Here is a 15,549-nt window from a genome sequence, read left to right as displayed (position 1 = left end):
GAAATCAAAAGTGCAGAAATTTTTACAAAACATTTTCCGTTGACCACTAAACCAGCAAAATATTTTGTAAAATGAGAGTTACATCATCGAAACAAAAGAAACCGCATATATGTTTGAAAGCTAACTAATATTGGCTTACTTTTGCAGGCCAAAAAATTGAAGGAATTCCAAAGTTAATGCAGCTATCTCAGGCAACCGTTGTAAGTACCACCAAAACCCGCAAAGTGCGCGAATACATTGCTTTGATGAAACTTAGGCTTACAAGCCTGGTTATATTCTCAACAGCAATTACTTTTATTCTTGCCAACATAAGACCATTCAACTGGTTGGCTTTTGGAGGAACCATTCTTGGTGGAATACTGGTAGTTGCCTCATCCAATTCATTTAATCAAATTTGCGAACGCCATCTCGATAAGATGATGAACCGTACCGCTAACCGACCTCTACCTTCAAATAAAATTACTGTAAACGAAGCACTTATGGTTGCATTTGTTACTGGCATAATTGGTGTGCTTATGTTGTACGTTACAGCTAATTTACTTACAGCCGCTTTATCTCTTATATCGCTATTATTGTATGTGCTTTTATACACTCCATTAAAAAGAATTACTCCGCTTTCTGTATTTGTAGGAGCTATACCCGGTGCATTGCCTGCTTTGCTTGGCTATACGGCAGCTTCAGGGGTACTCTCATTTGAAGCTTTAATTGTATTTGCTATTCAGTTCTTTTGGCAATTTCCGCATTTTTGGACCATCGCATGGGTGCTCGATGATGACTATAAAAAAGCGGGCTTTGTAATGCTTCCATCAACACAGCGCGATAAGCATAGTGCCTATTTCACTATTATCTATACCGCAGCGCTGTTACCTATAGGAGTGCTCATGTTTGGGTACAATCTTACCGGATGGTTTGGATTTTCAGCACTCACTCTTGCCGGTGGCTGGCTACTTTATTTATCTATAAACCTGTACAGGCATTGCAGTATTGAAAGTGCCCGCAAACTTATGTTTGCCTCATTTGTTTATTTACCAATAATCTTACTTGCACTGGTCATTGACCGGTTCTTTATTAAGTAAAAAAATATTAACATGACCAATACAAACGTAATTAGTAACGAAAAAGAAACCACGACAGGAATTCCAACACCAAGCATCTTATTATGGCTTGGCATAGGCAGCATGATCATGCTTTTTGGCGGCTTGCTTAGTGGATATATTGTAAGACGAGCCGAAGGCAACTGGGATAGCTTTGCCTTGCCTTTTCAGTTTACCATCAGCACTATCGTCATTGTATTAGGATCAATTACTGTGCAATGGGCTTTGTTTGCTATCAAACGAAATCAAAAGGAACTAAGCAGAATTATGCTCATTGCAACTCTCGGCCTAAGTTTCTTTTTTGTGTTTTTTTCAATTCTTAGGATGGAAAGCGCTAACCTCACAAAGTATTTTTTTCGCATCTAAGGATAACGTTAGTGGGTCGTTTGTCTATGCGCTAACAGGGTTGCACTTAGCCCACCTTATAGGAGGAGTAATTTTTCTTTTGTTTGTATGTTATCGCTCTATTGCAAATAAGTACAACCAACAATCCTATTTAGGCATTCGTCAATGCGCAACCTACTGGCACTTCCTTGATTTGTTGTGGGTGATTCTCTTTGTTTTTCTTACCGTTTTACGTTAAGCGCTAAGCACCCTTTCGTAATTCCTTAATAACATTTATTGCCAGAATAATTCGTTCGGCTATTTCCACTTTACCTAATAACGCACAAGTTTCAAACAAGTCGGCACCTCCTGCCATTCCTGTTATACATATACGCAATAGCTGCATAAAATTACCTGCATTTAGCCCAAGCTCTGTTGCCGAATTTTTAAATCCTGATTCAAAATCCTCGCGCGAAATAAAAGGTTGCGTTTGGCATAGGTTTGCATAATGTGCCATTATCCTGGCTGCATCATCATTCCATTTTTTTTGTAAAATATTTTCAGGAAACGAAACCGGGCGCTCAAAAAAGTATTGGCCCTGCTCCCATATCTCGTTTACAAATTGCACCTTATCCCGCATCAATGCACATATCTTTTCCATAAAATGAGAATTGCTTAATAATGTAGTATGCTTTTCTCCGGCTTGAGCACCTTGAATTACTTGTACAAGTTGTGCCGCAAGCGCTGCATTGGTTTGCTTATGCAGGTATTGCTGATTGAACCACTTTGCTTTTTCAGGATCGAATCGCGCACCGGATTTATTTACTCGTTGAAGTGTAAACTGTTTTATCAAATCATCCATCGAAAAAATTTCCTGCTCACTTTCGGGATGCCATCCTAACAAAGCAAGAATATTGGTAAAAGCTTCGGGGTAGTAAAATCGCTCACGGTAACCAATACTTAGTTCGTTACTAGCAAGGTCCGTCCATGTTAATGGAAAAACCGGAAAGCCTAGTCGGTCGCCATCACGTTTACTAAGTTTGCCTTTGCCATCGGGTTTTAATAAAAGTGGTAAGTGGGCAAACTGCGGCATACTCTGCTCCCAGCCCAAACTTCTATATAATAATACGTGCAAGGGTGCACTAGGCAACCACTCTTCGCCACGTATCACATGAGTTATTTGCATTAGATAATCATCTACTACATTGGCTAGATGATAGGTTGGCATACCATCACTTTTGTACAAGACCTTATCATCCATTTGCGATGTATTTACCGTTACATGTCCGCGAATGGTATCATGTAGATGTACATCTTCGTTTTCGGGCAACTTAAAACGAATAACATAGGCTTCGTTCTTACTGAGCTTATCAGCTACCTCGGCCTCGCTCAATGTGAGCGAATTGCATAATGCTTTTCGAGTAACTGCATTGTAAGCAAACATACTGTTGTTACCTTCTGCTTGTTTGCGCATAGCTTCTAATTGCTCATTTGAATCGAATGCGTAGTAGGCAAAACCACTCTTTATAAGTTGCTCAGCATAGGGTAGATAAAGGTGCTTGCGATCGCTTTGCCGGTAGGGCGCATGCGGGCCTTCGCCAAAACCTACGCCTTCGGTAGGTGTAATGCCACACCATTGCAATGCTTGTATAATATAAGCTTCGGCCCCTTCTATGGTGCGTCCCTGATCGGTATCTTCAATACGTAAAATAAAATCACCATCATTTTGCTTAGCCAATAAATAATTGAATAAAGCAGTACGCACACCTCCCATATGCAATGGTCCGGTTGGGCTGGGTGCAAAGCGCACACGAAAACGTTTCGACATTTTTTTCTTTTAAAAAATTAAGTTCGCAAATATAGTTGAATTGAAATGGCAGTTAGTTGTAACCAAAGATGAAACCAAAAAAACTCCATGTCGTACCAAGAGGCCATCAAAATATTTTAACAAAAAATGAATTAAAAAGGAGAACTACTTTTTTCCGGTTTCGCTAGTAAAGCATGCCCGGCATAGCGGCATGTAACTGTCTTTTTCGCCTAAAAGAATTTGCTCTTCATTGAGCACGGTGCGGTGCGAGAATTGCGCCAACTCGCCACAATACATGCAAATAGCGTGTACTTTGGTAATGTATTCGGCCTGGGCTAACAATACGGGCATAGAGCCAAATGGCTTGCCGGTAAAATCCATATCGAGCCCGGCAAGAATTACACGCGTACCCTGATTGGCAATTTGTGCACATACATCAGGTAATGCTGCATCAAAAAACTGTGCTTCGTCAATTCCAATTACATCCATTTCGGTGGCAAACTTTAATATTTCGACAGCGCTACCTACAGGGGTGGAGTGTATAGCTTGCGCATCGTGCGAAACAATTTTTGTTTCGTTATACCGTTTGTCAATTTGAGGTTTAAAAATTTCGATTCGTTGACGAGCTATTTGTGCACGCTTCAATCTGCGTATAAGTTCTTCGGTCTTACCCGAAAACATTGATCCGCAAATCACTTCTATCCATCCTTTGCGGGGTTGATAATGTTTGGTTTGTTCTAAAAACATAATGTTGGCAACTCTTAAGATTTCCTTATTAAAAGCAAAAAAATACTTAATACTTTTGAATGTCAAATAAACTTATCAAAACACCTGTTAAAAAGAAATAATAAATGAGCGCTTCGCATAACCTGAACAGCCTGAAAGACACCATTGAAAAAATTTCCTTTCAATTAGATTTTATTGCAAAAGAAAATGAGATTTATGAGTTAGACCGAGATGTATTGCTCAATTACCTGCGCGAGGCATATTCACAAGCATTGCAACTTTTAAACGAAAAGACCGAAAAGGCAGAAAAAGAAACATTGCCTTCAACGCCTTCTAATTCACAAACGTACACTGTGCCTGAGTCGTGCATCATTTATGGCGCTCAAACAGAAGAAAAAATATATGAAACCAAATCCACTGCTACAGAAGCAGTGCCTGTAACACCGACAATGGAACCAATTGAAAATCCAATACCGGCACACACCATTGCTTCGCGCAATGTACAATTGCAATCAACAGTAGAAAGCAAAGATAAATTGCCGAAGAAAAAATCGGCAGCCAGTTTGTTCGAATCTCCGGAAGTAGTAGCAGGCTTGTTTGATAATAATGCCTCGGTAGCCGATAATCTTGCCCGCAGCCAAACACAAGCAAGTGTGGCACAAGCCATGAATGTGTCGCCTCTCGAAGACTTGAAAAAAGCTATTGGGATAAATGAAAAATTCCTTTTTATAAACGAATTATTCGAAGGCAGTATGCAAGCATACACCGACACCATTGATAAATTAAACTCGGCAGCCGACAAAATGCAGGCTAACCATATTTTAGAATCGTTGCAAATAAAATACAACTGGGACAGCAGTCATGCTGCCTATTTGCGCATGTTCGAATTGATACAGCGCAGGTTTGCCTGATAGACACCTCCAACGTATATTATCATCGTTAATTAGTTTTCTTATTTTTCAGTAAGGCACACATCCCTTGCTGACAAGGGTAAACCCTTGTTTTTACATTCAGGTAGTAATCATCTTTTTAAAGGTGCAATCTTGCTATTCATTTGCATCGTCATTTAATTACCACACTGCAATCATCTAAGGGCAATTAATAAATGACACATTTATAAGAGTCGTTTTAATTCAAACAATACTAACAAAAAAAAATTTAAAAAAATGAGAAAGAAAACTTTCACAATGATGCTTACCATAGCATCGGCATTCATGTTTACCAACGCAGTTTATGCGCAATGGACCACTACAGGAACCGTAATACGCCCTACCGATACTACCCGCACAGTATCAATTGGCACCGCAGGCAGCGGCAACGCTTCTCTGTACGTTGAAAAAAAATCAGGCACATCTATATTAGGTGTACGCTCTTTGAGTGGGGGAGCAACTTTGTATCTTGACAAATCTGCAGCAAGCTCAAACACCATCTTAGGATACCGCACCGCAGGTATTGCCAAATGGCAAACCGGCATGTTTGCAAATGAAAATTACTCGCTTAAAAATTTTACCACCGGAACACTTCCAATGGTAGTAACTAGTAATGATTATGTAGGCATAGGTAATGCAACAACACCTGCTTACACCTTACATGTAGAAGGCAAAGTTATCTCGCCAACCTATTATACACTTTATTCACACTCAAACTATGTTGGCAACAGCGATATACGCGGTGTTTCCGGGAATAGTGTGTGTAACCCTGGATATGGAATTGGTGTTGAAGGCTCTGGGGGATACATGGGCGTTTATGGATCTGCTTCAGGTAGTACGTACACCGGTGGTGCATTTGGTGTTTATGGATATGCTTCAGGGACAGCGGGGACACGCTATGGTGTATATGGAGCTGCATCAAATTCAGGCGGTGTGGCATGGGCCGGATATTTTTCCGGAAATACGTACACTGCACAATTAATGGTGAATACTACCACTGGAGCAAATGGCTATGTAGCCAGCATTGGTGGTAAGTTGATAGCAGAAGAAGTTAGGGTAGCTTTAAAAGCAAACTGGCCCGATTATGTTTTTGCTGACGACTATAAACTCATGTCAATAAGCGAACTTGAAAAAAGCATTCAAACCAACAAACATTTACCGGGCATACCATCTGCTTGTGAAGTAGAAGAAAACGGGTTACACCTTGGCGATATGCAAACCAAAATGGTTGAGAAATTAGAAGAAGCGCACCTATACATTATTCAATTACAAAAACAAATTGACGAGCTTAAGGCACAGGTTACTTCTATCAAAAAATAATCTTTTCATAAGGTCACTATAATTAAACCAATTAAAAAACAAGAAGAGATGAAACGTTTATTAGAATTAATCAAATTAAAATTAAGCCCACATTGTATAATAATAATAGCCATAATGGCTACGGGCTTTGTGCAGGCTCAAACCAATCGAATACATACCACTGCAATAGATGCCATAGCAAAACCAGGACATACTGAAAACTGGGTAGATTTTCGCGATGATGTTAGCTTGAATGCCTTAACATTATTTGTTCAACATGCTGCAGCTTTTAACCTTGGTGCAAATGATAAAATGAAATTGGTAAAAACAGAAACCGATGAGTTAGGTTTCACACACAACCGATATCAGCAATTTTACAAAAATGTAAAAGTAATGTATGGTGAATATATAATTCACAGCAATCCACAAGGTGAAGTACAAACAGCCAATGGAAGACTTCTAACAGGTCTTAACACAAATACCACCGCATCATTAAACGAAACAGAAGCATTGCAACTATCGCTGCAGTTTATGAATGCCAAAAAATATTTGTGGGAAAACACAGAAATTGAAAGTGCCTTGAAGGTTGAAAAAAATGATGAGCGTGCTACCTACTATCCTAAAGGAGAACTGGCACTTGTGCCAGCTGCAAATAATGGAAGCTTCTTAGCATCTGATTATCGCCTTGCCTGGACTTTTAAAATTTATACCGATGATCATGATGTAATAGCAAAGTTGGTTTGTGTAGATGCCAATACCGGAGCAATCATACACAGCAATGCAATAGCGATGGAGTGCAGTGCCGGAAGTGGTGCTAGTGCCTTTAATGGCAGTGTTACTGTAAACACCAGATATAGTTTTCCCATAGGCTATTACTCGCACAATGATTGCCAAACAACAGATTTATATGTGTACAACTGCAATGGCGGTGGAGCTGCCAACAACTTATATTTAGATGGCGATAATACCTGGACCAATGCTAGTGCTGTGCAGGCACAATGGGGTATTGCCATGGTTAACAATTATTTCACCGGAGAACATGGCCGCAACAGTTGGGATGGAAACTACGGAAACATGATTGCTTATAACAATGCCTATGCAGGAAGCAATAATGCATGTTGGGGTTGTACCGGAAACTCAACCATCTATTATGCCGGTAGCACTGCTGCAGCTACCGATGATTGGAACACCAATGACATCATGGGTCATGAGTTTGCACATGGCGTTACACAAGCAACAGCCGGGTTGGTTTACAGTTATGAGTCGGGTGCGTTAAATGAATCCTTCTCCGATATTTTTGGAGAAATGGTTGAAAGCTGGAGCGAAGGCAATTGCGATTATCTGGTAGGTGCCGACCGTGGCGCAATCCGTAGCTTTACCAATCCTAATAGTTATAGCCAGCCTGATACTTATTTGGGCACGCTATGGTACACCGGCACTGGTGATAATGGTGGTGTTCATTATAATAGTGGAGTACAAAACAGATTTTTCCATTTACTTTCAGAAGGTGGAAGCGGTACTACAGATTTTGGAGTTGCTTACAATGTAAGCGGAATATCGCGCTTCAAAGCTCGTCAGATTATGTATCGTGCCTTGGCTTTTTATCTTACAAGTTCATCGCAATATATAGATGCACGTGCAGCTTCACTGCATGCTGCATGGGATTTGTATGGCCAATGCAGCAACGAAATTATACAGGTAGGCAATGCCTGGCAAGCTGTAGGCGTAGAGTCTCAATCGTGGCAGTTTAACAAGAATGTATGTGGTATCTATCCTGCATCGGGCACATTCATACAAGCCATTTCTATATTACGTGCCGCTGATGGATGTGCAACAACTATTACACCCAGTGCCAGTACAGTGTACTTTACCGCTCGCGATAATGTTTACCTGAAGCCGGGATTTATAGCTCAAGCAGGAAGCAATTTTGTTGCTTACCTGGAGCCATGCTCTTCTACTATGTGGAAGGCTGCAAATACTGACGCAGGCAGCGATGCTGAAAAAGGACTAGTGCCAATATCTGAAAACAATACTGACACTCGCATCCAATCAGAAAAAGCACTGTACACTATCGCCCCTAATCCAATCACGAATGAATTTACACTTACATTAGACCTAACAGATGATGCTCTTGTAGAAATTACATTGTATAATATATTAGGCAATACATTAGAAGTGCTGCAACATGAGCAACAAACTCAAACAGGCAATCATCAATTGCACTTTAATATTGGTCACTTGTCACAGGGGGTGTATATGTTGGATGTAAAAACTAATGGCCAATCGATGGTTCAGAAAATAACCAAACTGTAAACATTAGTTAAGCCATGTTTAAGAATACTGTTTAAACATCTTTATAATTCCTAAAAACTAAAGCGGCCGGAAATTTCCGGCCGCTTGGTTATTAAATATCACCTTTAGTTACTCCGCCTTTTTATCTCCCTGCTCGGCATTTCCTTTCAGGTACGATGGCAAATTTAATCCTGCCATATTAAAAAGATCATTTAACGGTGGCACTGTTTTCATCATACCTGAAACAAAATTTGCTGTGGTTGTTCCTTGCTCTCCATTACCATTGGCCGAGTCCCAAACAGTAATTTTATCAATCTTAATATTTTTTACTGCTTCCACTTGCGTACGCACTAATTCAGGCAATTTCTCAATCAATAATAATTGAAAAGCCTTGTTAGGATCGCCACCTGCTGCTGCTACCACATCTCTATATCCTTGTGCTTGCTTGGTAAGAATTTCGTACAACCCTTTTGCTTCTGCTTCCATCTTTGCAAATATGGCATCCGCCTCTCCTTTGGCCTGCACTCTTGTTTTTTCTGCTTCGGCCTGTGCATCAATCACTGCCTTTAGCTTTGCTATTTCAGCTTGCACAACAATGTTTGCATTTTGAGTTGAACGCTCTCTTTCGGCACGTGCAGTTTCTGCTTTTTGCTCTGCTAAGTAAGCCTCTTCCAATGCTCTGGCTTGCTGCACCTTTTCGGAGGCCAAAGCTATACGCAATGCCTCGGCTTCTTTTTCTCTGCGTGCCGCATCCGATTGTGCAATTGCAATCTTAGCTTCATTTTCTCCTTTGATGGCTACCGCATTTGCTTCCGAAGTCTTTACGCGCGTTTCACGTTCTGCTTCTGCTTTACCTATGGTTTCATCCTTTGCTGCTGTAGCAATGCTTATTTCTCTGTCTTTTTGTGTGATGGCAATTTTCACATCGCGATCGCGATGTGTTTCTGCTATCTGTGTATCTTTTTCGCGATCGGCAAGTGCCTTTCCTGTCTCTCCTATTTTCTCCTGCTCGGCAACGCTAATCTTTGCTTCGTTAATTGCTTTGGCTGCAGCTTCTTTTCCTAATGCTTCAATATAACCCGACTCATCTTTAATATCCGTAACGTTTACGTTAATGAGTTTTAATCCAATTTTTTTTAATTCGGTGTCAACATTTTTCGATATGTTATCAAGAAACTTATCGCGATCCGAATTTATTTCTTCAATGGTCATTGTTGCTATAACAAGTCGTAACTGACCAAACAAAATGTCTTTGGCAAGTTCCTGAATTTGCTCGTGTGTTAGTCCAAGCAAACGCTCAGCAGCAGTATTCATGCTATCAGCTTCGGTGCTAATTGCAATCGTAAAACGACAAGGCACATCCACCCGTATGTTTTGTCGGCTCAACGCATTAGTAAGGTTTGCCTCAATGCTTAATGGCTTAAGGTCGAGGTAAGCAAAGTCTTGTATTACCGGCCATATAAACGCGCCTCCACCATGCACACAGCGTGCCGATGTGCCTCCGGTGCGGCCATATATTACAAGGATTTTGTCAGAGGGCATCGCTTATAACGCGATACCAGGGCTGATATAGTTACAAATATAACTATAGCAGCAACTACAATAATTGCTATGAATGCCATTTTTATTTAGGTATTAAAATTTATTTACAATCAGGATGTTGTTGTCTATACTTACAACTTTTACGATGGCGCCAGTTGGTATAGCCTCACCATTGGTCATGGCATCAAGTTCGTGAAAGGATCCATTAATGCTTACCATTATTTTGCCTTTTCCATTTTTGCTTGCAGGTATTTTAAGGTACACTTCAGCAGTTTGATTAAGTGCACTAGTTAGTTTAAGTGAATTGTCTTCGGAAAGGCGCATTAAATTTTTTATGATGAAAAAAAATAAATAAACGAATGATGCACCCACCATAAGGCAAACAACAACAAGCAATAGCTTGTTCGAAATTATTGAATAAAATGAAATGCCCGACCAGCTAAAGCCTAGCAAAAAATTAATCAGGTTACGAAACGAGAATAATTGGAAAGGTGCATCATTACCATCCAGGTTGCCACTAAAATCTGCTTGCGTACCATCATGTGAATCTGTTCCTAAAAATGTCATCACACTTTGCAAAATAAAAATGATGCTGGCAGGTATGGCAACGTACCAAAAGGCGCGCTCTAATAATTCCATTTGCGATAAAAATTCCATAGCAGGTAGTTAATTTAAGTTTATTGAATGAGGTGAGTATGTAAAGTAACTTATAATATCCTGTTGCAAATATGCTACTTTAAAATTGCCTTGCAAATCTATTGTTGAACTTACATAATTGTATATAATCGACTACCTCTCGAAAATATTTTAGACGTAATAATTTTTTTATTTCAGGTTGTTATTTTTTTTCCAATAGTCGTTAAAGGTTTGGGGCGCATGCTGCGGAGTGTCTTCCTTTTTACTCCACATAAAATTAAATACCGTTTGCATTATTATTTTGCGCGAATGATTTTTGAGCAAGCCAAAAGCTTCGCGTTTGAGGGTTGCCTTCTTCCAAATAAATTGGAACCATTTTTTATGCGTATCACCAATGCCCTTTTCTGCGCAGCGCTCTGCGGCAAGCTGAAATAGGGCTTTTATATCAATCCCAACCGGGCACACTATTGCCTCGGTGTAACATTGCGTATGCAAGCGTGCAAGTTTTGTATTGGTGTCAATACCTAAGGTATATAGTTGACTTAATGCTTCAATAGCTGTATACGTTTTATTAATGTTTTTTGTATCGCCCAGTCTTTTATAAACCGGGCTCAGGCTGTGGCACCATCCGCAATGCGTGCAGCGCGCTATCTGTCTGGTAAGAGGATGCTCCAGCAAACTACTCCGTCCATTATCAACTAGTACTACTTCTATTGGAAAAACAGGTTCGCCATTTAGATGAATAATTTTTAACTGGGATGAACTTTTACCATTTAGAGTTGCCTGCCTATCGAAGTGAAAGAAAAAATCATATTGATTATAATTAGTAATAAAATCGTTAATGCCTGCCACTAGTATCAATTTAGTACATCTTGAAAATGCCTTGTTTTTGGCAAGCGAATCTATTTGAATAACCAATGCTGCAGGCTCTGCAATCAGGTATTTTGCTGCGGCAACAATGGTAAGATTAGCGCCATCACCCGTGCGGGTAACATTTATTTTTTCGGTGGTAGCAAATGATTGAAGTTGCAATTCCTGACATAATTCATCATTGCTGATATAGACCCGTTCATTAACTCCAACTTTGGATTTAATAACTTGTTGCCCCTCCACAACAGTGCTGGCATAACTCACTTGCACGCCATATTTTTTAGCGTTTGATTCAAACGCGATTATTACTTTATCAAGTTGTTCTATCGTTTTCCAACGATAGTATGATAAGTTGCTTTTATAAATTTCGAACTGGGCATGGCTTGCCATAGCAAGGTAATAAGCCGACTCAGGCTCAACCTGACTTGCTCGTTTAAGCAGCGCTCGGTTTGGTTCGGCAGTAGATATTAGGCGCGAAGTTAAATCGTTAGGAATCATTGACCTTACTTGCTTATGGCAAAAATTAGATAGTGCATTTTTTTTTGAGATAGTTAAATCGAGTGTTGGAACTTGGTCACCTATAACTCCTTTTCAGTAACCTTTGAAACTTTATATTTTATTAGGCGCGATTTTTTAAATTATTAAAGCATGTTTTGCGTGCCATAGAAGCGAACTATAGGAAGTGCAATTGCAATTTGACAATTACGCCAGCTTTGTAAGATGCATTTCTAAAATAAGAGGAGAAATTGTCAAACAAAAACAATCAGATAAATCTTTAACAGTATCCTAATAAGCCCTTGAAAACACAACTCTTTGTTCTGATGGTTTGCCTGTCAAAATACATTTTCCGGCTTCCTTTTTATTATCGAGAGGAATACATCTTATAGTGGCCTTTGTTTTTTCCTTAATCGCAATTTCCGTTTCTGAAGTTCCATCCCAATGCGCATAAATAAACCCACCTTTTCCGTCCAGCAGTTTTTCAAGTTCTTCCATTGTATCGGCATGATAGGTGTTCTCCTGTCTGAAGTTAATTGCCTTTTCAAAAATATTGTCTTGAATTTGCACTAATAGATTTTCAATTTTTACATCCAAATCAATAGTGCTGTAGGTTGCTTTTTCTTTGGTGTCTCTGCGTGCAACCTCTACTTGATTGTTCTCCATATCGCGTGGGCCAATAGCAATGCGCACAGGCACACCTTTAAATTCGTACTCAGCAAATTTCCATCCTGGCTTTTGCGTATCACGATTATCGTACTTTACGCTAATGTTGCGCTGCCTGAGTTTTTCGATAATTGGTTTTGCGTAATTGTCAATTTGCTCCAACTGTTCCAAACTTTTATAAATAGGAATAAACACTACTTGTATTGGAGCCAGATTAGGTGGCAACACCAATCCATCATCATCGCTATGTGCCATAATTAATGCACCTATAAGTCGTGTGGTTACTCCCCACGAAGTAGCCCATACATATTCCTGCACACCTTCTTTGGTCGTATATTTTACATCAAAAGCTTTAGCAAAGTTCTGTCCTAAAAAATGGGAAGTACCAGCCTGCAAGGCCTTACCATCTTGCATCAACGCCTCTATGCAATACGTGTCAATAGCTCCGGCAAAGCGCTCGTTGGCTGTTTTAACTCCCTTCATTACAGGCAGTGCCATGAATTTTTCGGCAAAGGTGGTATACACATCCAACATTTTTTTTGTTTCTTCCAATGCCTCTTCATAGGTAGCATGTGCGGTGTGTCCCTCTTGCCACAAAAATTCGGTGGTGCGCAAAAATAAACGGGTACGCATCTCCCATCGGACAACGTTGGCCCACTGATTAATTAATAAAGGCAAATCACGATAGCTTTGAATCCAATTTCGATAAGTGCTCCATATGATGGTTTCGCTCGTTGGGCGCACTATCAACTCTTCTTCCAGTTTGGCATCAGGATCAACAATTACAGCATTGCCTTCTTCATTATTCTTAAGGCGGTAATGCGTGATAACTGCACATTCTTTTGCAAACCCTTCGATATGCGCTGCCTCTTTACTTAAAAATGATTTGGGAATGAACAAAGGAAAATAAGCATTAACATGTCCAGTATCTTTAAACATTTTGTCCAGCTGCTGTTGTATTTTTTCCCATATGGCATAGCCATATGGCTTGATTACCATACATCCACGTACGGCAGAATTTTCGGCCAAGTCGGCCCTATAAACTAACTCGTTGTACCATTCCGAATAATTTTCGCTTCGTTTTGGAAAATCTTTTGCCATTAAATTAAGTTATTATGAAATATAGTATACACTTTTGTGAAATGCAGATTAAACTTGCACCTTTCGAAAGTATTGTGGCAGCAAAATTGTGAAATAAACAGAGAGAAACAAAACATGGTTGTAACAAAACATTCGGTTAAATGTTTTTTTAGTTATAGCATCAAAATAAAACAGGTAATACGTTATGAGTAATCAATTCAAAAATCAAAGTTCTATGAAACAACTAATTTTAGCTTCGTTTATCAGCACGTTTGTGTTGGTATCGTGTAGTGCCAGCAAACAAACAGGCACGAGTAATTCATATGATGATGTGTATGCTTCCTCCACACCATCAGCTTCGCAGCAGGTTCAAGAGCAAACGCAATCTGCTCCGGCAAACAACTACACACAAGATAATCAAAGCGATAATAACCGCTTTGGATACGATGACAATGGAAGACAACCTTCATCATCTTACACTACACAGGATGCCGATGGTAACACGTATGTAACAAACAATTATTATCAGGATGATGAATACTATGATTACGCATACTCAGCACGTTTGCGTAGATTTCATAATCCGATGGGCTGGGGTTATTATGATAATTTTTATACCAATGCGTACTGGTATGATTACAACCCATTAAGTTGGGGTGTAAGTATTTATACAGGATATAACTGGTGGGCACCATCTTATATGTATTACTCACCCTGGGGTGGTCCTTGGGGCGGAGGTTTAGGCTGGGGCTATAATCCATGGGGTTGGAATCGCTGGGCTTGGGGAGGTTGCAATAACTTTGGTTACTTCGGCTTTAACCCCTATTGGAATGGCTTTAATAATGGATACATGAATGGATATTATAATGGATATTGGGATGGATACTATAATGGTCTTTATGGAGGAGGGTTTAATCCCTTCTACTATAATAGCTTTGACAATACAGTTAACAATACCTATTATGGATGGCATGGTCGTGAAAGTGAGCAAAGTGCAGGATCTATGTACAATGGCACACATAGCAGCACCCCGCGCCCGATAGCTGCAGTATATCAAGACCAGGTAAAAAGCAATCCTCGTAATGTATCTGAACAATCAGAACCACGTCAGGTTAAAAATGTGATGGATGGCCGCAACAATACTGATTACAGTAGCGACCCACGTTCGACCGGCAATCCACGTAATAATGCGGATGTAAAGAATCCACGCAGTAATGTGGATAGCTATACCACCGATCCTCGTCCTTCTAATAATGTTAATCCTCGCGACAATAGTAATCCACGAGGCAATAGCACGGTAACTCCTGGAGGCAACAGCAATCCGCGCAACAATACGGATGTGAATCCACGTGGAAATGACCCACGTAATAATACGGATGTAAATCCTAGAGGAAATGACCCGCGTAATAATATGGATGTAAATCCTAGAGGAAATGACCCACGCAATAATATGGATGTAAATCCTAGAGGAAATGACCCACGTAGTAACCCGAAGTATGATACGCCAAGAGGTAACCAACCACAAAATAACTATGTGCCACCACGCGATAATACGCCAAAGCAAAATTACGAATCGAAGCCTAGGGGAAACAAAAGCAGCACACCAAAGGTTACACCTCGGTCAAGTGCACCTCGCAGCTATTCGCCTGCTCCATCACCACGGCCACAACAATCTGCTCCGCGCAGCGGAAGCTCTGGGAATAGCGGTGGCAAAAGAAATCGCAACTAATTTGTCTAATGTACGAAGCGCTTCATCGGGTATCTCATCAGGTGAGGCGCTTTTTCATTT

At 40.1% G+C, this 15,549-nt stretch carries 12 protein-coding genes and 1 pseudogene; 7 read left to right on the top strand and 6 right to left on the bottom strand.

All coding sequences use genetic code 11. The annotated features are described in order from the left end of the window. The first annotated feature begins 176 nt into the window (after window positions 1-176). The 3 genes from cyoE to IPO27_03735 are packed head-to-tail and all read left to right on the top strand — an operon-like array spanning window position 177 to window position 1,677. Window positions 177-1,076, top strand: coding sequence for a protoheme IX farnesyltransferase (gene cyoE / locus IPO27_03745; GenBank protein MBK8845709.1), 900 nt, complete (start codon window positions 177-179; stop codon window positions 1,074-1,076). Window positions 1,077-1,088: 12 nt separating this feature from the next. After that, window positions 1,089-1,460: a hypothetical protein gene (locus IPO27_03740; protein ID MBK8845708.1), complete on the top strand. Its 372-nt coding sequence runs from the start codon at window positions 1,089-1,091 to the stop codon at window positions 1,458-1,460. Further along, a complete protein-coding gene (locus IPO27_03735) occupies window positions 1,396-1,677 on the top strand; it encodes a cytochrome c oxidase subunit 3 (protein MBK8845707.1) in 282 nt (93 codons plus the stop codon). The genes IPO27_03740 and IPO27_03735 overlap by 65 nt, the downstream gene beginning before the upstream one ends. Before the next feature lie 3 nt (window positions 1,678-1,680). Here the strand turns inward: IPO27_03735 and IPO27_03730 are convergent, their stop codons facing one another. Both IPO27_03730 and IPO27_03725 read right to left on the bottom strand, forming a co-directional pair. Continuing rightward, window positions 1,681-3,246, bottom strand: coding sequence for a glutamate--tRNA ligase (locus tag IPO27_03730; protein ID MBK8845706.1), 1,566 nt, complete (start codon window positions 3,244-3,246; stop codon window positions 1,681-1,683). 144 nt (window positions 3,247-3,390) lie between these two features. Next, window positions 3,391-3,972, bottom strand: coding sequence for a thymidine kinase (locus tag IPO27_03725; protein MBK8845705.1), 582 nt, complete (start codon window positions 3,970-3,972; stop codon window positions 3,391-3,393). 104 nt (window positions 3,973-4,076) lie between these two features. On the opposite strand from IPO27_03725, the gene IPO27_03720 reads away from it, so the two are divergent. The 3 genes from IPO27_03720 to IPO27_03710 all read left to right on the top strand — a co-directional run bounded on the left by IPO27_03720 (window position 4,077) and on the right by IPO27_03710 (window position 8,492). Beyond that, window positions 4,077-4,862, top strand: a complete 786-nt coding sequence (locus tag IPO27_03720; GenBank protein ID MBK8845704.1) for a hypothetical protein — start codon at window positions 4,077-4,079, stop codon at window positions 4,860-4,862. Between the two features lie 255 nt (window positions 4,863-5,117). Continuing rightward, window positions 5,118-6,200 (top strand): hypothetical protein, encoded by a 1,083-nt coding sequence (locus IPO27_03715; GenBank protein ID MBK8845703.1) that lies wholly within the window; start codon window positions 5,118-5,120, stop codon window positions 6,198-6,200. 48 nt (window positions 6,201-6,248) lie between these two features. Next, on the top strand, window positions 6,249-8,492 hold the full coding sequence (locus IPO27_03710) for a M4 family metallopeptidase (GenBank protein MBK8845702.1): 2,244 nt from the start codon (window positions 6,249-6,251) through the stop codon (window positions 8,490-8,492). Between the two features lie 108 nt (window positions 8,493-8,600). Here the strand turns inward: IPO27_03710 and IPO27_03705 are convergent. The 4 genes and pseudogenes from IPO27_03705 to IPO27_03690 all read right to left on the bottom strand — a co-directional run bounded on the left by IPO27_03705 (window position 8,601) and on the right by IPO27_03690 (window position 13,781). Continuing rightward, a pseudogene (locus IPO27_03705) lies at window positions 8,601-10,093 on the bottom strand (flotillin family protein). A 13-nt stretch (window positions 10,094-10,106) separates the two neighbouring features. Next, complete coding sequence (locus tag IPO27_03700; GenBank protein MBK8845701.1) at window positions 10,107-10,670, bottom strand: NfeD family protein; 564 nt, start codon at window positions 10,668-10,670, stop codon at window positions 10,107-10,109. A 168-nt stretch (window positions 10,671-10,838) separates the two neighbouring features. Continuing rightward, window positions 10,839-12,017 (bottom strand): hypothetical protein, encoded by a 1,179-nt coding sequence (locus IPO27_03695; protein MBK8845700.1) that lies wholly within the window; start codon window positions 12,015-12,017, stop codon window positions 10,839-10,841. Between the two features lie 288 nt (window positions 12,018-12,305). Further along, window positions 12,306-13,781: a proline--tRNA ligase gene (locus IPO27_03690; GenBank protein ID MBK8845699.1), complete on the bottom strand. Its 1,476-nt coding sequence runs from the start codon at window positions 13,779-13,781 to the stop codon at window positions 12,306-12,308. A 214-nt stretch (window positions 13,782-13,995) separates the two neighbouring features. Here IPO27_03690 and IPO27_03685 point away from each other — a divergent pair, with 214 nt between their 5' ends. Continuing rightward, window positions 13,996-15,489, top strand: a complete 1,494-nt coding sequence (locus IPO27_03685; protein ID MBK8845698.1) for a hypothetical protein — start codon at window positions 13,996-13,998, stop codon at window positions 15,487-15,489. Window positions 15,490-15,549 lie beyond the last annotated feature (60 nt).

The sequence above is a fragment of the Bacteroidota bacterium genome, assembly GCA_016714535.1.
Classification (GTDB): domain Bacteria; phylum Bacteroidota; class Bacteroidia; order AKYH767-A; family OLB10; genus JADKFV01.
The sequence above is the reverse complement of the archived record's forward strand: the minus strand, read 5'-3'. Positions and strand labels throughout refer to the sequence as shown.

Coding starts and splice junctions, on each gene's coding strand:
- cyoE (MBK8845709.1), top strand. CDS start 177: ATGCAGCTATCTCAGGCAACCGTTGTAAGTACCACCAAAACCCGCAAA.
- IPO27_03740 (MBK8845708.1), top strand. CDS start 1,089: ATGACCAATACAAACGTAATTAGTAACGAAAAAGAAACCACGACAGGA.
- IPO27_03730 (MBK8845706.1), bottom strand. CDS start 3,246: ATGTCGAAACGTTTTCGTGTGCGCTTTGCACCCAGCCCAACCGGACCA.
- IPO27_03725 (MBK8845705.1), bottom strand. CDS start 3,972: ATGTTTTTAGAACAAACCAAACATTATCAACCCCGCAAAGGATGGATA.
- IPO27_03720 (MBK8845704.1), top strand. CDS start 4,077: ATGAGCGCTTCGCATAACCTGAACAGCCTGAAAGACACCATTGAAAAA.
- IPO27_03715 (MBK8845703.1), top strand. CDS start 5,118: ATGAGAAAGAAAACTTTCACAATGATGCTTACCATAGCATCGGCATTC.
- IPO27_03710 (MBK8845702.1), top strand. CDS start 6,249: ATGAAACGTTTATTAGAATTAATCAAATTAAAATTAAGCCCACATTGT.
- IPO27_03700 (MBK8845701.1), bottom strand. CDS start 10,670: ATGGAATTTTTATCGCAAATGGAATTATTAGAGCGCGCCTTTTGGTAC.
- IPO27_03695 (MBK8845700.1), bottom strand. CDS start 12,017: ATGATTCCTAACGATTTAACTTCGCGCCTAATATCTACTGCCGAACCA.
- IPO27_03690 (MBK8845699.1), bottom strand. CDS start 13,781: ATGGCAAAAGATTTTCCAAAACGAAGCGAAAATTATTCGGAATGGTAC.
- IPO27_03685 (MBK8845698.1), top strand. CDS start 13,996: ATGAAACAACTAATTTTAGCTTCGTTTATCAGCACGTTTGTGTTGGTA.